Here is a 23,538-nt window from a genome sequence, read left to right as displayed (position 1 = left end):
TATCATACCAAAATAAAAAAGCCGTTCATCCCTCTAGGCGAGAGATAAACGACCTCTTTACTATTTATTAAAGCATAACCCCAACGATAACCGCTGATAATATACTTACTAACGTTGCACCGTATACAAGTTTTAATCCGAATGATGATACAACGTTTGCTTGTTTGCCATCGATACTCTTCGTTGCACCTGCGATAATTCCGATTGATGAGAAGTTCGCAAATGATACAAGGAAGATAGATAAAATACCTACTGTACGAGCTGATAAATCACCAGCTACTTTTCCAAGGTCAAGCATTGCAACGAATTCGTTCGTTACTAATTTCGTTGCCATAATTTGTCCTGCTGTTAGCATCTCTGATGTTGGGATACCCATTACGAATGCTAATGGTGAGAAAATGTATCCTAAAATGCTTTGGAATGTGATTCCGAAAATTGAATCGAACACACCATTAATTGCTGTAATTAATGCTACGAAACCAATTAACATCGCCGCTACTGTTACAGCGATAGAGAAACCAAGCATAATATATTCGCCTAACATTTCAAAGAATGTTTGCTTTTTATCTTCTTGTAATTCTAAAATGTCGTCTTCTTCTTTCACGTCATATGGATTAATAATATGAACGATAATGAATCCACTAAATAAGTTTAATACAAGTGCCGTTACTACATATTTTGGATCAATCATTTTCATATAAGAACCGACAATTGACATCGATACTGTAGACATGGAAGATGCACAAAGTGTGTATAAACGATTTTTCGGTAATTTGCTTAATTGATCTTTTACTGTAATGAATACTTCCCCTTGACCAACAATCGCAGCTGCTACTGCATTATATGATTCTAGTTTTCCTAAACCGTTCACTTTACTTAATAGGAAACCGACTGCACGAATGATAATCGGTAAAATTTTAATATGTTGTAAGATCCCAATTAATACTGCTAAGAAAATGATTGGTAATAATACCGTTAAGAAGAATGGTGCTTGTCCATCATTTGCTAGACCACCAAATACGAAATTAACCCCTGCTTCCGCAAATTTTAAAATAGCGCCAAACCCATCTGCAATCCCTTTTACTAATACAAATCCGACTTTTGTATTCAGTAAGAAATATGCAAGTACCAATTGAATGACAAGCATAAGTGCAATTGGTTTATATTTAATTTTCTTGCGATCTGAACTGATAAGGAACCCTAGTACAAATACTACAAGTAAACCGACTAGAAACATTACTATTTTCATATGTGAATCCTCCACTTCTCCCACGAGTTATTGGTCGTATAACGTATAACGTATAACGAATGACGTCTGACCATTGATGTTAAAAAATTTAAAACCTCTAAATACTATTCAACTGTTATCTAAAATCAGTAAGCGTTTACATAAATTGCAATTTATTAAAGGTAGCCTCTTCTCTCCTACCATACTTGAAAGTCTGAAATTGATACCACCTACAAATCAAATTGTAAGCGTTATCTAACTGAAAAGCAATATAAATTTAAAAAGATTTTTATATGTTAATATATTCCTAATTAATTGGTTTTTCTATGCAAATTTACCATAAAAAAATAGCCCTAGCTATGAGCTAGGACCATCTTTTTTATAACATAACACCAACGATAATCGCTGATAAAATACTTACTAATGTCGCACCGTACACAAGGCGTAGACCGAATGATGATACAACATTTGATTGATTTTCATCGATACCTTTCGTTGCACCTGCGATAATTCCGATTGATGAGAAGTTCGCAAATGATACAAGGAATACAGAAAGAATACCAACTGTACGAGCCGATAAATCACCAGCTACTTTTCCAAGATCAAGCATCGCAACAAATTCGTTTGATACTAATTTCGTTGCCATAATTTGTCCCGCTGTTACCATCTCTGCTTGCGGAATACCTATTACGAATGCTAATGGTGAGAAAATGTATCCTAAAATAGCTTGGAATGTAATACCGAACATAGAATCAAACAAGCTATTGATTGCTGTAATTAATGCTACGAAACCAAGTAACATCGCTGCTACCGTAATCGCGATTGTGAAACCAAGCATAATATATTCGCTTAGCATTTCAAAGAATGACTGTTTTTTCTTATTTTCTAATTTCAGTGTATCTTCTTCTTCTGTAATATCGTACGGGTTAATAATATGAATAATAATGAAACCACTAAATAAATTTAATACAAGTGCTGTTACTACATATTTTGGTTCGATCATTTTCATGTAAGAACCGACGATTGACATCGATACTGTCGACATAGAAGATGCACATAATGTATATAAACGGTGTTTTGGGATTTTACTTAATTGATCTTTTACTGTAATAAATACTTCCGCTTGCCCAACAATGGCAGCTGCTACTGCGTTATATGATTCTAATTTTCCTAGACCATTTACTTTACTTAACAACGTACCAATAGCACGAATAAATATCGGTAAAATTTTAAAGTGTTGCAGAATTCCAATTAAAACGGCAAAGAATACGATTGGTAATAACGCTGTTAAGAAGAATGAAACCTCTCCTTTATTAACAAGGCCACCAAATACGAAAACGATTCCAGCTTCTGCATATCCAAGAAGCGCGCCAAATCCATCTGAAATTCCTTTTACTAAAATATAACCAACTTGTGTATTTAATAAGAAATAAGATAATGCTAGCTGAATAATAAGCATAATTGCGATTGGTTTATACTTAATCTTCTTTCGATCGGAGCTTATAAGAAAACCGAGTACAAATACAACGAGTAATCCTACAAGAAACATAACAAACTTCATTAATAAAATCCTCCATTTAACTCTTCATTAACGTTGAACGTCTGACCACTAAAACAAGAAATAACCCGAACTTTCCATTTCCCCTCCAAAATCTTCAATCAGATAGGAAAAATCATAAAACCTCTTGTTTCAAAGGCATTTTCCATTCTAACATAAATCACAACTCATATCCGCACTTTTCTTTAAAAAATTACATTTTATTATAAAACACTCATTAATGTTCGTCTTTTACTACCGACAAATATCTGGATAAAACAAAAAATGAGCATCAAGTTTCACTTGATGCTCACCTCATTATACCGCTTTTTCTTTATCTGCTACTTGCTCTTCCCAGCACTCTGTATTTTTCAAACCTGGAATTGAATTCGCATAGAAGACTGGATCTTTTCCTTGTTTCTTTTGCTTTACATAATCTGATAATGCCGCAAAAGCGTACTTAGAAAGGAATACGATTGCCACTAAGTTAATAACAGCCATAATACCCATGAATAAATCTGCTAAATCCCAAACGATTTGAATTGTTGCTACAGAACCTAACATAACCATACCAAGTACAGCAATGCGGTAAGCTGTTAATAGCACTTTACTTCCATTTAAGAATTCAATATTCGTTTCACCATAGTAGTAGTTACCTACTAATGAACTAAATGCAAACAAGAAGATTGCAACTGCTACAAATATAGAAGCCCATGGACCGATATGTTGACTTAACGCTTGTTGCGTTAATTGAATACCATTTAAATCAGCTGCATTATGCACATCTGATAAAAGAATGATAAATGCTGTACAACTACAAATTAATAATGTATCTGTAAATACCCCTAAAGTTTGAATGAAACCTTGTTTAACTGGGTGCGTTACGTTTGCAGTCGCAGCCGCGTTCGGCGCACTACCCATACCTGCTTCATTTGAGAATAATCCGCGTTTTACCCCTAATAAAATCGCAGCACCTAATCCCCCGCCTACTACTTCTTTAATTCCGAAAGCATGTAAGAAAATTTCTTTAAATACATACGGAATTGCCGTAATGTTTGTTACAACAACGAATAATGCTACTGCTACATAAATAATCGCCATTACTGGAACAATCATTTCAACCGCGCGTGCAATTCGCTTTACTCCGCCAAAAATAATAACTGCAAGTAAACCAGCCATTACAAGACCTACTAATCTACTATCTGTTTTGAATGCCCCATCAAAAGCAGCTGCTACAGTATTAGATTGTACAGCGTTAAAAATTAATCCGAAACTTACTGTTATTAATACAGAGAAAATAGCTCCAAGCCAGCGCTTATTTAAACCCTTTTCCATATAATACGCTGGGCCACCACGGAACGTATTCCCATCTTTCACTTTATAAATTTGCGCTAATGTGCTCTCGACAAATGCAGAAGCACCCCCAATTACCGCGATTAACCACATCCAAAATACTGCTCCTGGACCACCTGCTGAAATTGCAATAGCTACACCAGCTAAGTTACCAGTACCTACACGAGAAGCTGTACTCATACAAAAAGCCTGGAATGATGATACACCACTCTTCTCTTTTTGTGCTTTCCTCGTTTTCGAACTCGCCCCATCCCCAAGCAATCGAATCATTTCACCGAAGTAACGAACTTGGACAAATTTCACACGAAATGAAAAGTAAAGTCCTAACCCAATTAACATCGCAATAATGATATATGACCAAAGGACATTATTTATATCCCCAATTACCTTAGCTAAAAAATCCATAATTGCATTGCCCCCTCTTCCTAACAATAAGAAAATTATATTCTAAAAACTCTTAGTAATCAAGAACTTTATGTTAGGTTTTCTAACATAAGTAGGTTAACTTACTTAACACATGTGTTTTTTTACGCAAAATTATAACTAGTACGCACATTTATCCAATACTAAATCACTCATCCTATGCGACCAGCCATACCTTTAAGACAGTACGTTCCCTACAAATAATATGAGAAATGAACAAACAAAAATTATATTAACAATTACCTCTCACCCTTTTCATCCTTTACTACAACAAAAAAGGCGAGCATCGAATTCAACTCGATGCTCGCCTTTTCATTTACACTGCTTTTTCTTTATCCGTTACCGCTGACTTATCCCAACACTCTGTATTCGTTAAACCAGAAATAGAATCTGCACGGAAGACTGGATCTTTTCCTTGTTTCTTTTGCCTTACATAGTCTGCCAATGCCGCATACGCAAATCGGCCAAGAAGTGTAATCGCAATTAAGTTTGTGATTACCATTAGACCCATAAATAAGTCTGCCATATTCCAAACAACTTGAAGCGTCGCAACAGAACCGAATAATACCATTCCCACTACCGCAATACGGTAAATTGTTAACCAAGTTTTACTTTGTTTAATGAATTCAATATTCGTTTCACCATAATAGTAGTTTCCTAAAAGTGAACTAAACGCAAATAAGAAAATAATAATCGCTAAGAAGCTACTTGCCCATGGGCCAATTTGTGAACTTAATGCATTTTGTGTTAGTTCAATACCTTCTAAATTCGTTGCTTTATATGCACCAGAACATAGTACGATAAATGCTGTTGATGTACATACTAAGAATGTATCTACTAATACGCCAATTGTTTGAATAAAACCTTGTTTTGCTGGATGCGTTACATCAGCTGTTGCTGCCGCGTTCGGCGCACTACCCATACCTGCTTCGTTCGCAAATAATCCGCGCTGAATACCATATTTCATCGCAGCACCGATACCGCCACCTACAGCTGAATCTAAACCGAATGCACCTTTAAAGATTTCTGTAAACACATCTGGTATTAAATAGAAGTTTTTAATGACCACGAAAATAGCTACCGCAATATAAATAAGCGCCATTGGCGGAACAATCATTTCCGACATACGTGCGATACTTTTTACACCACCAAAAATAATAACTGCAACTAATACAGCTAATACAATCCCAACAATATAACGTTCTAAACCAAATGCATTTTTAAACGCTAATGTAACTGTATTTGCTTGTACTGAGTTGAAAATTAAACCGTAACTAACTGTAATAAGGATAGAAAACCAAATTCCCATCCAACGTTTATTTAAACCTTTTTCCATATAATAAGCAGGACCACCACGGAAGCCACTGCCGTCTTTTACTTTATAAATTTGGGCAAGCGTACTTTCTACAAAACTTGAAGACGCCCCAATAATCGCAATAACCCACATCCAAAATACTGCTCCAGGTCCTCCCATAGAAATCGCTAAAGCTACCCCAGCTAAGTTACCGATACCAATACGGGCTGCTGAACTCATACAAAATGCTTGGAAAGAAGATACACTACCTTTTTTACGCGTCTTTCCAGTTAATCCATCACTCATTAATCGAATCATTTCCCCTAAATGAGTAATTTGTACGAATTTCAATTTAATAGAAAAATAAAGACCTAAACCAATTAACATTGCAATAAGAATATACGACCAAAGAATTGTATTCGTCGATGAAACGAATTGTTCCAAAATATTCATACAATTAACCCCTCCTTTTCTCCATAAAACGAATTATATTTAAAAAATATTTAAAAATCAAAATTTTTCGACAATTTTCGATTTCCAAATATTAGAGGTTTCATGACTCCTCTTTTTAGCAAATGTACATACTAAAACAAAAAACAAATTCCTAAACAACCCATTGACAAAAATACCAACCTGTAACTATAATGATTACAACAGGTTGTAACAAAACTAATTACAATACATTCATTCACTTTCAGATATACACTTTAACAAAACACTTTGGAGGGATTTATTATGAAAATCGGAATTATCGGAGCAACTGGTAAAGCAGGAAGTCGTATTTTAAAAGAAGCATTGGATCGCGGACATGAAGTAACTGCAATCGTAAGAAACGCTGCAAAAATTACAGAAGACAATGTAAAAGTTTTAGAGAAAGATGTATTCTCTCTTACATCTAACGACCTAGAGGCATTCGATGTAGTTGTCAATGCATTCGGCGCTCCAGCAGGCGAAGAACACCTTCACGTAGATGCAGGAAACGTACTTATTGAAGCTATGAAAGGTGCACCAAATACAAAATTACTTGTAGTTGGCGGCGCTGGAAGCTTATTTGTAGACGAAGAGAAAACAACACGTGTATTTGAAACGCCAGGTTTCCCGAAAGAATACCTTGCAACAGCTCAAAACCAAGGTAAAAACTTAGAAATTCTGCAACAAACTAACGATATTACTTGGACATTCATCAGCCCTTCTGCACTATTCGCATTAGGAAAACGCACTGGTTCTTATACAGCTGGCAAAGACAATCTTCTTGTGAACGCAAAAGGTGATAGCTACGTAAGTTACGAAGACTTCGCAGTAGCAGCACTTGATGAAATCGAAAATCCAAAACACGTAAACGAACGCTTCACAGTTGTTTCTGAAGCTGAATAATAAAGAAAAGCTCGTAAAACATAGTGTTTTACGAGCTTTTTATTATTGTACTTGTTCTAAACCATTTGGAGTAATCTTGAAGGAAATCTCTTTAAATTTCTTCGCATCTCCTTTTCCAAGTAACTCACCAGTTTTATACCAACTTAAACGATCAGATTCTGCATGATACACTTTTATCGTATCCCCATACTGGAATGGCGTACCGTTTACTTGCTCAGCAAAATTCTTTGAAGTTTCTTGCCCTTCTGCTGTTACATGTTTTTTCTCGTTTCCATTTCCATCATAAATCGTAAGACCTATATACTGTTCATTTACAAAACGATAATGAATTGTATCATTTGTAAATGTTGCATGTAATTTCTTTTCATCATGATTTAACGTAACAATCGAACGCGTTACATTGGACACACCTTGATATACTATACTATCTCCATATGTAACTTCTACAGGAACTTCTGTCACTTTCTTATTTCCAAAGCGATCTTTCGTTTCTACTTTTACTTTTTGTTCACCGATTTTTGCCGTATCCAGTTTTTCTACAAAACCGACTACTTCTCCACCTTTTACTTCAACAAACTTCTTCGCATCTAATGTTTCACTGTTTGTTCCGATTACCACTTTTTGTGGCAACGCTTTTACTTCTTGCTGCGCTCCCATTTGTTCAAAACCTTGCGTTGTCACTTTAAAGAACACTTCGTTAACACCATACTTCGCATCAATGAATTCATTCTTTTTATACACTTTAAAACGATCAAATTCTTTTTGATAAATTTTTACTATATCACCATATTCAAAAGCCATACCATTGAATTGCGCTGCAAATTCTTTTGTATTTTCAGATGCTTTTACTGTTATTTCTTTTTTCTCTTGCCCATCTTTATCATATACAGCCATCGCCATATACTTTTCATCTTTAAATGAAGTATGCATTGGACCTTCTGAATCTGTTGTACTGAATTTCTTTTCTTCATGATTTAATGTAACAATCGATTTAATATTCGTTCCGTCGTGCCATGTACCGAAGAACATAATGCTATCTCCGTAAATCACTTCCACAGGAACTTCTGTCACTTTCTTATTTCCAAAACGATCTTTCGTTTCTACTTTTACTTTTTGTTCACCGATTTTTGTTGTATTTGGTTTCTCTACAAAGCCAATTACTTCTCCATCTTTCACTTCAACAAAAGCTTTTGGATCTAACTTTTCAACAGCTGTTCCGACTACTACTTGTTGCGGTTTCGCTGTTACTTCTTGCAACATATCCATTCTCTCAAAGCCTGTTTCTCTCACTTTGAAGAATAGTTCTTTTGCCCCTTTTTTCTCACCTTGACCAGTAAGATTGTTATTTTGATACCATTTCAAACGGTCTGGTTCTGCGTGGAATACTTTCACTACATCTCCATACTCGAACTGCATACCATTCACTTGCTTCGCAAAGTTCTTTGAAGTTTCTTGCCCTTCTGCCGTTACATGTTTTTTCTCTTTTCCTTCTCCATCGTATAACGTCATTCCCATGTATAGCTCTTTATTAAAATATTTATGGATTTGACTATCCATATCAGTCGCATGGAATTTCTTATCATCATGCTTTAAAGTTACGATTGAAGCAATGTCATTGTTATATCCCACATATGCGATACTATCTCCATAAACCACTTCTACTGGCACTTCTGTTACTTGCTTATTTCCAAAACGATCTTTCGTTTCTACTTTTACTGTTTGTTTTCCGACTTTTGATGTAGTTGGTTTTTCTACAAAGCCAATTACTTCTCCATCTTTCACTTGAACAAAGTTTTTTGCATTTAATTTTTCAACAGCTGTTCCAATTACTACTTTTTGTGGTACTGTTATTACTTCTTGCAACATATCCATTTTCTCAAAGCCTTTTTCTGTCACTTTGAAGAATAGTTCTTTTGTCCCTTTTTTCTCACCTTGACCAGTAAGATTGTTATTTTGATACCATTTCAAACGATCTGGTTCCGCATGAAATACTTTCACTACATCTCCATACTCGAAATGCATGCCATTCACTTGCTTCGCAAAGTTCTTTGAAGTTTCTTGCCCTTCTGCCGTTACATGTTTTTTCTCTTTTCCTGCTCCATCGTATAACGTGATCCCCATGTATAGCTCTTTATTAAAATACTCATGAATCTCGCTATCCATATCAGTTGCATGGAATTTATTCTCTTCGTGCTTTAAAGTTACGATTGAAGCAATATCATCTCCATATCCTGCATATGCAATACTATCTCCATAAACCACGTCTAATGTTACTTCTGTTACTTGCTTATTTCCAAAACGATCTTTCGTTTCTACTTTTACTTTTTGTTTTCCGACTTTTGATGTAGTTGGTTCTTCTACAAAGCCAATTACTTCTCCGTCTTTCACTTCAACAAAGTTTTTCGCTTCTAGCTTTTCTACTTCTGTTCCGACTACTACTGTTTGTGGCTTTGCTGTTACTTCTTGCAATGATTTTACTCTTTCAAATCCATTTTCAGTAATTTTGAAGAATAATTCTTTTATTTCTTTATTTTTCCCTTCTCCCACATATAAACCTTTTTGATACCAATGTAAACGTGAAGACTCTGCATGATATACTTTCACCACATCACCATATTCAAATGCTAGCCCATTTAATTCCTTGGCAAAAGCTTCTGTATTCTCCAAGCCTTTTACCGCTACATTTTTCTTCTCTCTTCCTTCTTTATCGTACAGCGTGAACTCAAAATACTTTTCATCTTTAAAGTAATCGTGAATTAAATTTTTTGTATCTGTTGCACTAAATGTTTTCGTACCATGATGTAGAGTTACAGTTGACTTCAAGTCTCCCCCCCAGGTATAGTTCAATCCATATACAAGTAGGCTATCCCCATATCCAACATTCACTACAACTGGAATGAAATTCTTATTTCCTTTTCCATCTACAATTTCTACTTTTACAGTTTTTTCTCCAACTTCAGGCTTATCTTGCATAATCACACCTGTTGTCTTTACACCTTCTCCTAAATTCTGTACAAGTTCCTTTGCTTTTTCCTCATCATATGTAGTACCGATTACTATATTTTGTATTTTTTCATTATTTGGCTCGCCATATGGAGCTTCGTATAACTCAATTTGTTTTTCACGAATTGGATTACTATCTGTAGATAACCAAATTTCTTTTTCTAATTTTGGTAAATTTAATTTTGCAATTTTTTCTCTTGTAGCATCATTTGCACTTAATCCCCATTTATCAAAGAAAGGAATTAAATTTTGTCCTGCCACTTTTGACGTCATATAAATAAACATCTGCTTTTTCTCTTCATCCGATTTAGGCCGTTCCGTATCATGTAACAAACGATACATTTGATGTAAATTCGGATAGAATTGATCCCCATAGGCTAAATGCAACTGCCAAAACATAACTAATTTCTCAAATTCATTCATCTTTTCTTGTGCATCCGGTTTACCTAAATAAGCAAATGCAGCTTCATAGCGCCCCTCTTGCTCTAACCTTGTTTTATGCCCGAATGTAGTTTGAACTGCCAAAGAATAAATATTAACGGTTACTTCTCCAAGTCCATCCCATAACCAAGTTTCTTGTTGATGTTGATGTCCAACTTCATGCCAAGGCCCCCATCCATCATTAGTTAACTCTTCTAGATTTAGTACTGACCCTAAATTGCCTTTACTATAAGCTGTTCGATAATAAGTCGCATACATATAATCGTCTGTATACCAGTCTTCAACAAAATGAATGGAATGTTTACCTTGATTCGCAACACCCGCACCATCTTTTGATAAACCTGATATCTTATGTTCTATATTAATTATTTCATCGTGCTTCTTTAATAGCGCAGCTGGATCTTCTTGCTTCAAATGTTCCGCCACAGTTTCAGGATGCATAGTTAATAAACTATTTTCTCCCTTCATTTCTATTGCATATGGATCAGGGTTTTCTGCCAACATACGCTTCCAATCTTTTGTCGTATGCTTTCCTAAAATAAATAAAGGATTTGGTGTACCACCTTTTTTCACTTTAGCGACTACTTCTCCTGTGTTGTGATAATTGTAAAAGTATAATAGTCCCCCATTTGAAGAAGAAATTTTATTCTCACCAGGATGTAAATTGAATTGTTTAGGTTCTTCCTTTTCATAAGAATATGTACCAATATAAGCTTTAATCTGTTGAGTCCCTTCTACTTGAATAACTACTTCTTCATCTGGCTTTACATAAATGCCCGTTGGTTCATAAGGAGAAAAACTCATTCCCCGCTGATGCAACTCACGCATCCCTTCTACATCACCTTTTGGCAGCAATTGGTACACTCGCTCTTCTTGCTGTTTCTCCTTGTCTTCAACTGCCATCTCTGCATACACCTTAGGTAATTCAAGTCCATATGGCGTTAACAACGTAGCTAAACAAATACCAGCTACTAATACCCTACTCTTTTTCTTCTTCGACATAATCTGTGTCCCCTGTTCCTTTATTTAGAAAAACCATCCTATATATTTATTTAATGAAAAATCCTATTATTTTTATAAAAACATGTAATAAATAGACGAATACCTCGCGCACCTGTATCTATTACTACCGCATTTCCCTCCATGTATTCGCTTTCTTACTTTGTAAAATTTTTATGTAATATGTCCTCCTCACTTCTCTCTATTTGTGATGAGTTCTATTCGTACATAAAAAGAGAATAGCAAAAGATATCATTATAGTATTGTCATCTATACATCTAAAAATAAAAATAGCAATAGAATCTTACATTTTCTTCATATATGACCATCTATAGGTAGTTTTTCCAACTGAATTGTACATGCTTTCTACTTTGTTTGATAGCCTTTTCAATTAGAATAATGTTACAATTTTGTGAATTTAATCAGTTAATCTTAACGTTCGGATTTTATTATATTTGAATATCTTTCACAACATAAAAACAATGTTTTATTTGGTTAATAATTATCTTAATATAATTTCATGTTTCATAGATAAAAAGCATTGGTGTTAACCAATGCTTTTTATCTTACCTTTTATATTGATTTGGTTTATGCGGTTCGTTTGGAGTATGTGGTTTATTATTATCATGACCATTTCCTTTTTTCCAACTCACTGATAACTCCGGACTTGTTTCTTCTTCACTGCGCTCAAGTAATACAACTGCATTTTGAATTGTTGGTGTACCTTTATGCGCAATGCCTTGTAGCTTCGTTAATTTCCCGATTACTTTAAAGCTAAATCCACCAGCTGGTGTTTGTTTCGGAACTAAAATGCGGAACTTTTCTCCTACATTAAATTCCGTTTTTGCTTCGCCTTTTTCATTTACAAATTTCGCTCCCGCTGGTGCACCTGTTGCTTGCACTTTATACGTTCCACTTTTTGCATTTGTTTCTACTGTATATAAGCCTGTTTCAAAGAAATCATTTTTCAATACTGCTTCTTGTTCTTCTGTAGGAGTTACACTCATTGTAATTTCTTGTAACTCTTCACTAGCACTTGCTTTTGCAACGATATCTTTCGTTACCTTTTCTACATTTTTATTGCGGAAATCTAAATCATTAATATCGATTTGTTTTAACGCATTCCATACTGCAAGCTGCGTTGCATAATGAGCTTCTCTCCAATCAGAAACACCTAATTCTTGCGGGCTCTTTTGTGGATATCCATTTAATAATACACGGTATACGTTAATATCCACTTTCCCCATTTCCGGTAAATCTTGACCGCTTGGAGATTTTAAATCTACATTTAAGCAAAAAGCAATTTTGCCATCTGCCGTTTTAATAAGCTCTGTTCGGATTGGTTTCTTCTTAGACTTACTGTAACTCCAATCCATTTGATACTTTGTATGGTCCATGACTTCTGCGAATGCTTTTTGAAGCGGGAATAACACAAATAAAACACTTAAAAACATAACTAAAAGTTTGAACGATTGCTTTATATTCATGTTTACAGCCCCTTATAACAAACTTGATACTAAGTAGTATTTATTTAGAAACTATTTTTATGCAAAAAAAAAAGAGTGCTTTTACGCACTCTTCTTTCTTACCCTAATCTTAGAAATCGAAGTTATCAGGATCTGGACCAACGCGGTGATTTTGGTTTAACGCATCGATTTTTTCCATATCTTCTTTCGTTAATTCAAAGTTAAATACATCAGCATTTGCAATGATACGGTGTTCTTTCGTTGATTTTGGAATTGTAATTACTCCATTTTGAAGATCCCAACGTAAAATAACTTGCGCTGTTGTTTTGCCGTGTTTCTCAGCAATCTCTTGTAATGTTTCGTTATCTAATAATTGACCTTGCATTAATGGTGACCATGCTTCCATTTGAATACCTTGTTCTTTACAGAAAGCTTGTAGTTCTTTTTGTGTTAAACGAGGGTGGTATTCTACTTGGTTAATCATTGGTTTAATTTCTGCATCTTTCATTACATCTTGTAAGTGATGGATTTGGAAGTTACTTACACCAATTGCACGTACGCGCTTTTCTTTATAAAGTGTTTCTAACGCTCTCCACGTATCTTTATATTTTCCTTCTGAAGGCCAGTGAACAAGATATAAATCTAAATAATCTAGTCCTAATTTTTTTAGACTCTCTTCGTATGCAGCGATTGTTGTTTCATATCCTTGGTCTGCGTTCCACACTTTTGAAGTGATGAATAAATCTTCTCTTGAAATACCAGTTGCTTCGATACCTGCACGGATTCCTTCACCTACAGCTTTTTCATTTCCGTAAATTGCAGCTGTATCGATGCTGCGGTATCCTGCTTTAATCGCTGATTTTACAGCTTCTACAAGTTCTGGTCCTTCTTCTACTTTAAATACACCTAAACCGAACCAAGGCATTTCTACACCGTTATTTAATACTGCTTTACTTTGTAAGTTTTTCATTTTATTTTCTCTCCTTTTATTTTACTTGATCTCTTTTTTCTAATGTCATGCTCCACGCTGTTAAAATCACAGCGGCTACTACCATAAGACCGCCTACCCAAGCAGTATGGATTAATCCTAACGAATTCGTTACAAGGCCACCTATATAAGAACCTAAAGCGATTCCTCCGTTAAATGCGGCAATATTAATTGCTGAAGCAACATCAACCGCACTCGGAACAAAGCGCTCTGCCAATATAACTACATATACTTGTAGCCCCGGAACATTCATAAATGCGAATAGTCCCATGAAAATAATTGTGATTAATCCAGCTACTTTAAATGGCGCTGTAAATGTTAAAACAAATAATATAATCGCTTGAATTAAGAACATGTAAAATAGCGCTCGAATCGGATTATGATTCGATAATTTTCCGCCAACCATATTCCCTATCGCAATTGCAATTCCATACACTAATAAAATGATCGTAACGGTACTCGCTTCAAATCCTGTTACTTCTTGTAATAGGGGTGATAAATACGTAAATGTTACGAATGTACCGCCGTATCCAAGTGCAGTAATAATGAAAACAAGTAACAGTCTTCCATTTTTAATTAATTTGAATTGATCACGAAACGATACAGGTACACCATTTTTTAAATTAGATGGGACGAGTATACTGTTTGCGATAAAAGCAATAATTCCAATTACGACAATCGCCATAAATGACGCTCTCCAGCCAAATTGTTGACCGATAAACGTTCCAATTGGTACACCTGTAATAGTCGCAACTGTTAATCCAGTAAACATAATCGCAATGGCGCTAGCACGTTTATTCTCTGGGACGATTGCGGCCGCAATTGTAGATCCTATCGACATAAACACACCATGTGCAAACGCAGATACAACCCTTGCGATAATTAATATAGTGAAACTTGTTGCTACTGCCGCGATCCCATTACCAATAATGAAAATAACCATAATCCACATTAATAATGTCTTTCTCGACATACTAGCCGTTAGCGCTGTTAAAACAGGAGCCCCTACTGCCGCTCCTAACGCATATAGGGAAACAGTTAAACCAGCTGTTGTAACAGAAACATTTAAATCTTTTGAAATAGATGGTAATAAACCGACACTAATAAACTCGGTCGTACCAATCCCGAACGCACTAATTGCTAGTGCTAATAAAGCAAACATACTTCTTCGATTCGTCTGAACTTCCGAAGATGGTACTGTATATGAACTCAATTGAATTCCTCCTTATTACAAGAAATCCAATCATAATAGTGCGATAAAAAGGCCCTTTTATCTTCTAAAAAATATATTTAATCTCTACAAATGCTATTATGAATGGTTTCATTCTTTTTTTGAAGAACGCACTTTAAAGTACGATAGGCACCAAAAAGTAACATAGTCACTTTTCAGTACCGTACTACTCATTTGCCTCTTACATGTGCTATTATGAAACATATTTAACATGATAAAAAGTACGTACTTTAAAGTGCTATAGGTACTAAAAAGTAACATTTGTATGATTTAACTTATTTTACTCACAATGGGAGGGTTTCATATGAAGCAATACAATATTCCTGTAGAGGCAACTTTAGAAGTTATCGGCGGCAAATGGAAAGTTGTTATCCTTTGTCACTTAACGAAAGGTACAAAGAGAACGAGTGAATTAAAACGCTCAATGCCTGGTATTACACAAAAAATGTTAACACAACAATTACGTGAATTAGAAGACGACGGCGTTATTCAAAGAAAAGTATACAACCAAGTCCCGCCAAAAGTAGAATATTCTCTTACTGATTACGGTTGGTCTTTAGAATCCATTCTTGATTCTCTTTGTTCTTGGGGCGAATGCCATCTTGAAAAAGAAGGTAAGACATCGATGCTAATTGCGGAAGGTGAATAATAGGAAAAAGGAAAAAACGAACATGAATTTGTTCATTTTTTCCTTTTTTTCTTATTATATATGTACATTTCTAACTGAAACAAAATATTTTATACGCTTTCATACCTTGTCAGTACTACGTTATACGCTCGATATGAAATAATTAGGAATCATTTTTATGTTAACATAGGTGTATATAGTATATAATATAGGATATATATTATATACACTTTCCGGTAACGGAGCTTTTCCATTATGCGGACAAGCCATATATCGGACAGTTCATAAATAATAAGTAAGACGTTATGGTTTTAGATTTATGTTTGCAGCTTAATTGCTGCCATAAATTTAAAGGCATTTTATTGTGTTTTGTGAAACTTTGTATAAAGTTTCGTAACCGTTTACTATCTTACTTATCAAAAATAAGAGTATTGCTATCGTAAAGGAGAATTGGAGATGCCAGAAACTATGACTCAAACAAAGCCAGAACAAGAAACTGTACAAATTTCTGCTAGCCAAGGACAACTTGATGTACTTGATCAGTTGTTAAAACCTGAGGTACAAGAATCATTAACAACACTAGTAGAACAGCTTCCAAAATTAACTGAGCTTGTTAACATTTTAACTAAGTCTTATGACTTCGCTCAAACTGTTGCTACTGATGAAGTATTAAAAAGCGACACTGTTGGTGCAATCACAGAGCTTGTAGAACCTGTAAAAGATACAGTGAAAAGCATGGCTGCTACTGCAATCGAAGCGAAAGATCGTGCTGACGAAAGCAACGAAGTTATCGGCCTATTCGGTCTTTTAAAATTACTAAAAGATCCACAAGCACAAAAAATGTTCCGCTTTGTGAACGCATATCTTCAAATTAGTGCAGAACGTAACAATAAATAAGTTAACTTATAACAACAATTAGTAAAGACGGGGGATATCATACTATGTCAAAACAAATTGTCATCTTAGGCGCTGGTTATGGCGGTCTTCTTGCCGCTTTAAACGTACGTAAATATTACAGCAAATCAGAAGCACAAGTTACAGTGATTAACCAATACCCAACACACCAAATCATCACTGAACTACACCGCCTTGCAGCTGGTAACGTGTCTGAGCAAGCAGTTGCAATGCCACTTACAAAGCTTTTCAAAGGTAAAGATATCGATCTAAAAATCGCAACAGTTGAGTCATTCTCAGTTGATAGCAAAGAAATCAAACTAGCTGGCGGCACTACTTTATCTTACGATGCACTTGTAGTTGCTTTAGGAAGTAAAACTGCTTACTTCGGTATTCCAGGACTAGAAGAAAACAGCATGGTATTAAAATCTGCTGCTGATGCAAACAAAATCTACAAACACGTTGAAGATCGTATTCGTGAATACGCGAAAACGAAAAACGAAGCTGATGCTACAATCGTAATCGGTGGTGGCGGATTAACTGGCGTTGAGCTAGTTGGTGAGCTTGCTGACATTATGCCTAAACTTGCAAAAAGCCACGGCGTAAATCCAAAAGAAGTTAAACTTCTTCTTGTTGAAGCAGGTCCAAAAATCCTTCCAGTATTACCAGACCACTTAATCGAACGTGCAACTACTAGCCTAGAAGCACGCGGCGTTACATTCTTAACTGGTCTTCCTGTAACAAACGTTGCTGGCAATGAAATCGACTTAAAAGACGGTCAAAAACTTGTTGCTAACACATTCGTTTGGACGGGCGGCGTTCAAGGTAACCCACTAATCGGTGAATCAGGTCTTGAAGTAAACCGTGGTCGTGCAACAGTTGATGCATACCTACAATCTACTTCTCACAAAAACGTATTCGTTGCTGGAGACAGCGCTGTTGTCTTCGCTCCAGACGGACGTCCATACCCACCAACTGCACAAATCGCTTGGCAAATGGGTGAGCTAATTGGATACAACTTATACGCAGCACTAGAAGGCAAAGCATTCGAAGAGTTCGCACCTGTAAACTCTGGAACACTTGCTAGTCTAGGACGTAAAGATGCTGTTGCTACAATCGGAGCAAGCAATACTCCACTTAAAGGCTTACCAGCATCATTAATGAAAGAAGCAAGTAACGTTCGTTACTTATCACACATTAAAGGTCTATTCAGCTTAGCTTACTAATCTGAATATAAGCCCGAATCATGCCCTGCATGGTTCGGGCTATTTTTATCCCACTTTAATGGGCAGTAAGACCCCCACCTCAAAATTCAGCGAAAGCAAAGCAGTTAGGTGGGGGATCAACTGCCCATAAAAGTCCGATTGGTTCAACTAATAATCAGTGGGGATGAGGAAAACCCCCACTGATTAAAGTTTCACTTTATCCGTAATTTTCTCTAACTTATTTATTCGGCAAAAAAATTATATACCCTTTAAATTTATCTAAATATACTGACTCTTTATAATGAAAGCTGTCCCGTTCGGAACAGCTCTTATTGTCGCTTTTTGTCGGTAAATCGATATATCGGAGAAATCGCTGATATATTTCGAAAATCGCCGATATGTTTCGAGTTACGGTCGATATATTCAAAAAATCGCCGATATAATTTTTAAACCTTCTTCATTATCCTAACTTCACAAGGCTGTAGTTCTTCTTCCCTTTACGAATAATAATAAATCGTCCATCAAAGGAATTCTCTACCGTAACATCCGTATCTACATCCGTTACTTTTTCGCCATTCATAGAAATAGCTCCGTTATTAATATCTTCACGCGCTTGTCGTCTAGATGGTTCAATTCCTAAATCAACTAGCCATTCTACGATGTTTTTCGTCTCTTTTGAAGACTGGAATGTTGGCATTTCTTTAAAACCTTGTTCAATTTCATCGGCTGTTAACGATTTAATATCTCCGCTAAATAACGCTGCTGTAATTTTCACAGCTTGTAGGAATGCTTCTTCTCCATGAACGAATTTCGTCATTTCTTCCGCTAATACTTTTTGCGCTTCACGTTTATGAGGCTCTGTTTCTACCTTCACTGCCAATTCATCGATGCGCTCTTTCGTTAAGAATGTAAAGTATTTCAAGTATTTAACGACATCGCGGTCATCTGTATTCACCCAGAACTGGTAAAATTCAAATGGTGTTGTTTTTTCAGGATCAAGCCAAACTGCACCACCTGCTGATTTACCAAACTTCGTACCATCTGATTTCAATAATAACGGAATCGTCAATCCAAATACTTTTGCTTCGTGCCCTTCTAACTTACGAATTAAATCTAAGCCACTCGTAATATTTCCCCATTGGTCACTACCGCCAATTTGCAGTTGAACATCTTCTTTCGTGTATAAATGATGGAAGTCCATCGCTTGCAAAATTTGGTACGTAAATTCTGTGAAAGAAATTCCTGTATCTAAACGACTTGCTACGATGTCCTTTGCTAACATGCTATTAATGCTAAAGTTTTTCCCGTAATCACGTAAAAATTCAATAATATTTATTTCATGTGTCCAGTCGTAGTTATTTACCATCTTCACTTCGCTATTTCCGCCAAAATCAAATAGCTTTTTCATTTGCGCTGTTAACGCATCCACATTATGTTGAACTACTTCTAACGTTTGAAGTTGGCGCTCTGATTGACGCCCACTCGGATCACCAATTGTTCCTGTTGCTCCGCCAATTAAAATAACTGGATGATGGCCAGCTAACTGGAATCTTTTCATCATCATAAACGGAATCAAATGTCCGATATGCATACTATCACCAGTCGGATCAACTCCGCAGTATAGCGAAATCTTTTTCTCTTCTACTAGCTTACGTAACCCTTCTTCGTCAGTCTGTTGATTAATGGCACCGCGCCATTCTAATTCATCAATAATGTTCATCTTTTGTCATCCCCTTTATTTTTTAAAAACAAAAAATCCCTATGTCTATGACATAGGGACGATGATTCACCGTGTTACCACCCAGTTTGTATAAATAGCATAGCTACTCATACCACTCTTAGCAATAATATCGATTGCCAATCCGCTTAGCATTACCTAAGATACTCCAGAGTGTAATTCGCAAATTTGTTTGTGCTAGGTTCCAGCATCCCCTAGCTCTCTCATTAACAGTGACAAACTGCTACTGGGCTCTTTCAACGTATGTTATTTGTTAAATTATTAGCCATTATATTGAATTGAAAACAAATTGTCAACAATACCCAAATATTATTTTAAAATAATTCGCAGTTTCATACGTATATGTTATTCTTTATCTTCTCCAATAATCCTTACTTCACGCTCTAACTTCACGCCAAATTTCTCTTCAACTGTTTTTTGTACGAAGTGAATTAAATCGATGTAATCTTGTGCTGTTCCGTTATCAACATTCACCATAAATCCAGCATGTTTTAGAGAAACTTCCACTCCACCAATTCGCTTACCTTGTAACCCTGAGTCTTGAATCAATTTACCAGCAAAGTTATTTGGTGGGCGTTTAAATACACTACCACATGAAGGATATTCTAGAGGCTGTTTTGACTCACGTTTAAACGTTAAATCATCCATTTTTGCTTTAATTTCTTCATGTACACCTTCTTCAAGTTCAAATCTCGCTTCAAGAATAATGTAATGGTTGTTCGCAAATACACTCTTACGATATCCAAATTCAAATGCTTCTTTCGTCAAAGTACGTAGCTCTCCATCACCTGTCATTACGACAGCTTCTGTTAATACATACGAAATTTCACCGCCGTATGCACCTGCATTCATATATAATGCTCCGCCAACTGAACCTGGAATACCACAAGCAAACTCAAGCCCTGTTAAGTTATGTTCTAATGCAATACGTGATACATCAATAATTGCTGCACCGCACTGTGCTACAATCGTCGTTCCTGTTACAGTAACACCTGTAATATGAATTAAACTTACTGTAATCCCGCGAATTCCACCATCTTTAATAATAACATTCGATCCATTTCCTAAAAACGTAACTGGAATATTATATTTGTTCGCATATTTAATAACTTCTTGAATTTCATCATAATTTGTCGGCGCAACGAACACATCTGCTTTTCCACCAACTTTAATATGCGTATGATTCTTTAACATTTCATCTTGTTTCACATGACCTTCAGGCAATACCGTACTTAAATATTCATAAACCTCTTGCATATTCATTTTACGATTCCTCTATTTCTATATTCTTTTTATCCCGTTATACGGGCCCATAATATCCCCACATACATGAACGAACTTAAAGTGGTGGATACAGTGTACCCAAAATCAATTCGAGACACCTATTAACCTCTTAATTTATAAGAGGTGCCACTCATATTAAAATATATATTGCATAATAAAGCAACCCAAATGGGCTACTAAACTTGACATGTCATCAGAAAGACAACAATTTGTAAAATATATTACTTTTTCAAAACACTACCCTTCAGTATCTTACTATACCACACGAAAATAAAGTGGTATTTTTTTGTAATCTTTACTTTATTTTCATCAACAAAAAAGATGCTTTTACATAGGTAAAGGCATCTTTTTCATTACTTATTTTAAATTACTTTTCGTTCTCTTCTTTTTCTTTATCAAACCATAACAGTTCATCGTTATCCACTTCACCATTATAATTGATTAAGATTTCTTCTCCTGCTTTTATATCTTTATAAGCATAGAAGTTAAATGTATGATTCTCAAAGACAATATCATACGTCGCATTCGGTGTATATGAATGATTGAATAACATGCCGTATCCTAAAAGGATTGCTGTATGATTAATCCCATACTCAAATGCGTAGTCAGCAAGTAATGTTTTCTCAATGTGTTCATGCTGTTCATTCGGATAAGAGATAACTGGCGCTGCGTGTATCAACTCACCTTTTTTAATATCACGAGTTGCAAATACACCTCTATTAAATTCTCCATCACTAAGTTCAGAAGTCTTAACTTCGATCATATACGTCACCTATTTAATTCTTTCTTTGAAGTATTTTAATTCCGCTATTAGCTGAATTTCATCTTCTTAAGCTTGGCAGAAAACGAGCAGAAAAGCAATTAAAATCCGAGCAAGTCTTCGTTTAAATGAAAAAAGGGCACAAACGTTGTGCCCTTTTTAAGTGATATTACTTTTCTAAAATATCTTCTAACAATTTCACTTGCTCGCTAACAGTATGTAATGTCTTCACAGATGTATCATTTCGATGTTTTTCTTCTTCCACACTTGCTAACACTTCTTCTGTAGCCGCAGAAGTTTGCTGGATTACATTGGAAGCATGTGTAACATCCTTTACGATATTCGTCGTTTTAACTTGGAAACTTTCTTGATGACCGACGATTTCTCTCATTACATCATTAATTTCATCAATAAATTTCCCTAAATCCGTTACATTTGTTAAAACACTTACTAGCATTTCATTACATTCTTCTTGTACTCTTTCTGATTTCTCTACTTGCACTTCTACCTTACTTGCTTGATTACTAAAATCCTTCAAAATCCCTTGAATTCTTCCCGCAGAACGATTCGATTCTTCTGCAAGCTTTAATACTTCATTCGCTACAATCGCAAATCCTTTCCCATGCTCACCTGCTCTTGCAGCTTCAATATTTGCATTTAAAGCTAGTAAACTCGTCTGACTTGAAATATTCGTTATTACATCTACAATCTCATTAATTTGCTTCGACTGCATCATTAAATCTCTAAATATAACTCCTGATTGTGAAACAACATCATTTAAACTTTTCATATTTACTTCAAAGTTTCTTAAAGTATGTACACTACCCTTTGAAATTTCTAAGCTTTCATCAATACGAATCGATGCATTTCTTACTTGAGAAATGATTTGTTCAATATTTCCCTCCATATCATTCAATACTTCTACCGAACGATACATCATCTCTGATTGTGATTGAGTGCCAACTGCTACCTCTTCAAAAGCAAAATTGATTTCACTCATCGACTCCATCGATGTATTCATATTTTGTCTTAAATAATTGAAATTACGATCTAGTTTCACAACCGTTTCCTCAATAAGTCTTTGCGTTTCTTCTAATTCCTGAGCTTTTCTCATTACTTCTTGCTTCTCATCACTTAAACGAGCCAGCAAGTTAGAGCCAATCTTCGTGACGCCCCACATTGCAATCGTAACAATCGCTAACAAACTTGCGAAGTTTGCAGCTTCAGATGCAGCTGTATAAGCAAAAAATTTCTCTGGCCAATAACTACAAAGAATAAATGTGATTACAACTGCCACTCCGCCTAGAATTACAACGAGACGTTCACTTAAATAAATAAGTGAAACTGCTAGTGTAAAATAGACCATTTGAAATACAGCTGGGCTTTCATTAAAAGCTTGTACCATAATGAAAGACATCATAAGCAACATAAATGTCATGATATATTTATACGTCGTTTCCATGCTTTTTATAAAAGTAAGAAGTGTTCCAAATACAACGACAGAAATGCCACAAACCCAAAACGCGATTGCTCTCTCTGTAAAAATATATCCGTAATACCCAATTGCGATGATTCCAAGGAAGAAACTACAAATCGTAATAAACAGCAATAAATGATTTTTCTGTGATTCTTTCTCAAGGTTAGAAAAACAAGTTTTCTTTAACCATTCCATATATAGTCCCACCTTCTGCA

General features: G+C 35.5%; 16 protein-coding genes and 1 other annotated feature. Of the genes, 4 read left to right on the top strand and 12 right to left on the bottom strand.

Annotated features, from left to right (window positions below; all coding sequences use genetic code 11):
* Positions 1-67 precede the first annotated feature (67 nt).
* The 4 genes from QCI47_RS02095 to QCI47_RS02080 all read right to left on the bottom strand — a co-directional run bounded on the left by QCI47_RS02095 (position 68) and on the right by QCI47_RS02080 (position 6,288).
* The gene (locus QCI47_RS02095; RefSeq protein WP_000706846.1) at positions 68-1,249 is read right to left on the bottom strand and encodes a NupC/NupG family nucleoside CNT transporter; all 1,182 of its coding nucleotides are present in this window, start codon (positions 1,247-1,249) and stop codon (positions 68-70) included.
* A gap of 358 nt (positions 1,250-1,607) precedes the next feature.
* On the bottom strand, positions 1,608-2,789 hold the full coding sequence (locus tag QCI47_RS02090; protein ID WP_309422169.1) for a NupC/NupG family nucleoside CNT transporter: 1,182 nt from the start codon (positions 2,787-2,789) through the stop codon (positions 1,608-1,610).
* Positions 2,790-3,083: 294 nt separating this feature from the next.
* A complete protein-coding gene (locus QCI47_RS02085) occupies positions 3,084-4,523 on the bottom strand; it encodes an alanine/glycine:cation symporter family protein (RefSeq protein ID WP_000346385.1) in 1,440 nt (479 codons plus the stop codon).
* Positions 4,524-4,857: 334 nt separating this feature from the next.
* Positions 4,858-6,288, bottom strand: coding sequence for an alanine/glycine:cation symporter family protein (locus QCI47_RS02080; RefSeq protein ID WP_061131786.1), 1,431 nt, complete (start codon positions 6,286-6,288; stop codon positions 4,858-4,860).
* A gap of 282 nt (positions 6,289-6,570) precedes the next feature.
* Here QCI47_RS02080 and QCI47_RS02075 point away from each other — a divergent pair, with 282 nt between their 5' ends.
* Positions 6,571-7,209 carry an NAD(P)-dependent oxidoreductase gene (locus QCI47_RS02075; protein WP_061131787.1) on the top strand — a complete coding sequence of 213 codons (639 nt, stop codon included), beginning with the start codon at positions 6,571-6,573 and terminating at the stop codon, positions 7,207-7,209.
* 42 nt (positions 7,210-7,251) lie between these two features.
* On the opposite strand, the gene QCI47_RS02070 is transcribed toward QCI47_RS02075, so the two are convergent.
* The 4 genes from QCI47_RS02070 to QCI47_RS02055 all read right to left on the bottom strand — a co-directional run bounded on the left by QCI47_RS02070 (position 7,252) and on the right by QCI47_RS02055 (position 15,268).
* Entirely contained in the window at positions 7,252-11,655 is a 4,404-nt protein-coding gene (locus QCI47_RS02070; protein WP_309422168.1) for a putative mucin/carbohydrate-binding domain-containing protein, read from the bottom strand.
* 563 nt (positions 11,656-12,218) lie between these two features.
* On the bottom strand, positions 12,219-13,139 hold the full coding sequence (locus QCI47_RS02065) for a thioester domain-containing protein (protein WP_001022550.1): 921 nt from the start codon (positions 13,137-13,139) through the stop codon (positions 12,219-12,221).
* Positions 13,140-13,248: 109 nt separating this feature from the next.
* Positions 13,249-14,088 (bottom strand): aldo/keto reductase, encoded by an 840-nt coding sequence (locus QCI47_RS02060; RefSeq protein WP_000793541.1) that lies wholly within the window; start codon positions 14,086-14,088, stop codon positions 13,249-13,251.
* Positions 14,089-14,104: 16 nt separating this feature from the next.
* Positions 14,105-15,268 carry an MFS transporter gene (locus tag QCI47_RS02055; RefSeq protein ID WP_163262942.1) on the bottom strand — a complete coding sequence of 388 codons (1,164 nt, stop codon included), beginning with the start codon at positions 15,266-15,268 and terminating at the stop codon, positions 14,105-14,107.
* A 373-nt stretch (positions 15,269-15,641) separates the two neighbouring features.
* Between QCI47_RS02055 and QCI47_RS02050 the strand changes: the two genes are divergently transcribed.
* From QCI47_RS02050 to QCI47_RS02040, 3 genes are all read left to right on the top strand, one after another.
* Positions 15,642-15,986 carry a winged helix-turn-helix transcriptional regulator gene (locus QCI47_RS02050; RefSeq protein ID WP_000816344.1) on the top strand — a complete coding sequence of 115 codons (345 nt, stop codon included), beginning with the start codon at positions 15,642-15,644 and terminating at the stop codon, positions 15,984-15,986.
* Positions 15,987-16,421: 435 nt separating this feature from the next.
* The gene (locus tag QCI47_RS02045; RefSeq protein ID WP_001115309.1) at positions 16,422-16,862 is read left to right on the top strand and encodes a DUF1641 domain-containing protein; all 441 of its coding nucleotides are present in this window, start codon (positions 16,422-16,424) and stop codon (positions 16,860-16,862) included.
* A 44-nt stretch (positions 16,863-16,906) separates the two neighbouring features.
* On the top strand, positions 16,907-18,085 hold the full coding sequence (locus QCI47_RS02040) for an NAD(P)/FAD-dependent oxidoreductase (protein ID WP_000043204.1): 1,179 nt from the start codon (positions 16,907-16,909) through the stop codon (positions 18,083-18,085).
* Positions 18,086-18,524: 439 nt separating this feature from the next.
* Here the strand turns inward: QCI47_RS02040 and tyrS are convergent, their stop codons facing one another.
* The 4 genes from tyrS to QCI47_RS02020 all read right to left on the bottom strand — a co-directional run bounded on the left by tyrS (position 18,525) and on the right by QCI47_RS02020 (position 23,518).
* Positions 18,525-19,784 carry a tyrosine--tRNA ligase gene (gene tyrS / locus QCI47_RS02035; protein WP_074541091.1) on the bottom strand — a complete coding sequence of 420 codons (1,260 nt, stop codon included), beginning with the start codon at positions 19,782-19,784 and terminating at the stop codon, positions 18,525-18,527.
* 51 nt (positions 19,785-19,835) lie between these two features.
* Positions 19,836-20,051, bottom strand: a binding site (T-box leader).
* Positions 20,052-20,147: 96 nt separating this feature from the next.
* Positions 20,148-21,065: a UDP-N-acetylmuramate dehydrogenase gene (gene murB / locus QCI47_RS02030; protein WP_001057091.1), complete on the bottom strand. Its 918-nt coding sequence runs from the start codon at positions 21,063-21,065 to the stop codon at positions 20,148-20,150.
* 388 nt (positions 21,066-21,453) lie between these two features.
* A complete protein-coding gene (locus tag QCI47_RS02025) occupies positions 21,454-21,849 on the bottom strand; it encodes an SET domain-containing protein (protein WP_000573649.1) in 396 nt (131 codons plus the stop codon).
* A 166-nt stretch (positions 21,850-22,015) separates the two neighbouring features.
* The gene (locus QCI47_RS02020; RefSeq protein ID WP_076868883.1) at positions 22,016-23,518 is read right to left on the bottom strand and encodes a DUF4077 domain-containing protein; all 1,503 of its coding nucleotides are present in this window, start codon (positions 23,516-23,518) and stop codon (positions 22,016-22,018) included.
* Positions 23,519-23,538: the final 20 nt, after the last annotated feature.

Origin of the sequence: Bacillus cereus group sp. RP29, from assembly GCF_040459765.1 — a bacterium.
GTDB classification, from domain to species: domain Bacteria; phylum Bacillota; class Bacilli; order Bacillales; family Bacillaceae_G; genus Bacillus_A; species Bacillus_A paranthracis.
The sequence above is the reverse complement of the archived record's forward strand: the minus strand, read 5'-3'. Positions and strand labels throughout refer to the sequence as shown.

What these genes read in the sequence shown, in the direction of transcription:
- QCI47_RS02095 (WP_000706846.1), bottom strand. Translation starts at nt 1,249, where the DNA reads ATGAAAATAGTAATGTTTCTAGTCGGTTTACTTGTAGTATTTGTACTA.
- QCI47_RS02090 (WP_309422169.1), bottom strand. Translation starts at nt 2,789, where the DNA reads ATGAAGTTTGTTATGTTTCTTGTAGGATTACTCGTTGTATTTGTACTC.
- QCI47_RS02085 (WP_000346385.1), bottom strand. Translation starts at nt 4,523, where the DNA reads ATGGATTTTTTAGCTAAGGTAATTGGGGATATAAATAATGTCCTTTGG.
- QCI47_RS02080 (WP_061131786.1), bottom strand. Translation starts at nt 6,288, where the DNA reads ATGAATATTTTGGAACAATTCGTTTCATCGACGAATACAATTCTTTGG.
- QCI47_RS02075 (WP_061131787.1), top strand. Translation starts at nt 6,571, where the DNA reads ATGAAAATCGGAATTATCGGAGCAACTGGTAAAGCAGGAAGTCGTATT.
- QCI47_RS02070 (WP_309422168.1), bottom strand. Translation starts at nt 11,655, where the DNA reads ATGTCGAAGAAGAAAAAGAGTAGGGTATTAGTAGCTGGTATTTGTTTA.
- QCI47_RS02065 (WP_001022550.1), bottom strand. Translation starts at nt 13,139, where the DNA reads ATGAATATAAAGCAATCGTTCAAACTTTTAGTTATGTTTTTAAGTGTT.
- QCI47_RS02060 (WP_000793541.1), bottom strand. Translation starts at nt 14,088, where the DNA reads ATGAAAAACTTACAAAGTAAAGCAGTATTAAATAACGGTGTAGAAATG.
- QCI47_RS02055 (WP_163262942.1), bottom strand. Translation starts at nt 15,268, where the DNA reads ATGTTTGCTTTATTAGCACTAGCAATTAGTGCGTTCGGGATTGGTACG.
- QCI47_RS02050 (WP_000816344.1), top strand. Translation starts at nt 15,642, where the DNA reads ATGAAGCAATACAATATTCCTGTAGAGGCAACTTTAGAAGTTATCGGC.
- QCI47_RS02045 (WP_001115309.1), top strand. Translation starts at nt 16,422, where the DNA reads ATGCCAGAAACTATGACTCAAACAAAGCCAGAACAAGAAACTGTACAA.
- QCI47_RS02040 (WP_000043204.1), top strand. Translation starts at nt 16,907, where the DNA reads ATGTCAAAACAAATTGTCATCTTAGGCGCTGGTTATGGCGGTCTTCTT.
- tyrS (WP_074541091.1), bottom strand. Translation starts at nt 19,784, where the DNA reads ATGAACATTATTGATGAATTAGAATGGCGCGGTGCCATTAATCAACAG.
- murB (WP_001057091.1), bottom strand. Translation starts at nt 21,065, where the DNA reads ATGAATATGCAAGAGGTTTATGAATATTTAAGTACGGTATTGCCTGAA.
- QCI47_RS02025 (WP_000573649.1), bottom strand. Translation starts at nt 21,849, where the DNA reads ATGATCGAAGTTAAGACTTCTGAACTTAGTGATGGAGAATTTAATAGA.
- QCI47_RS02020 (WP_076868883.1), bottom strand. Translation starts at nt 23,518, where the DNA reads ATGGAATGGTTAAAGAAAACTTGTTTTTCTAACCTTGAGAAAGAATCA.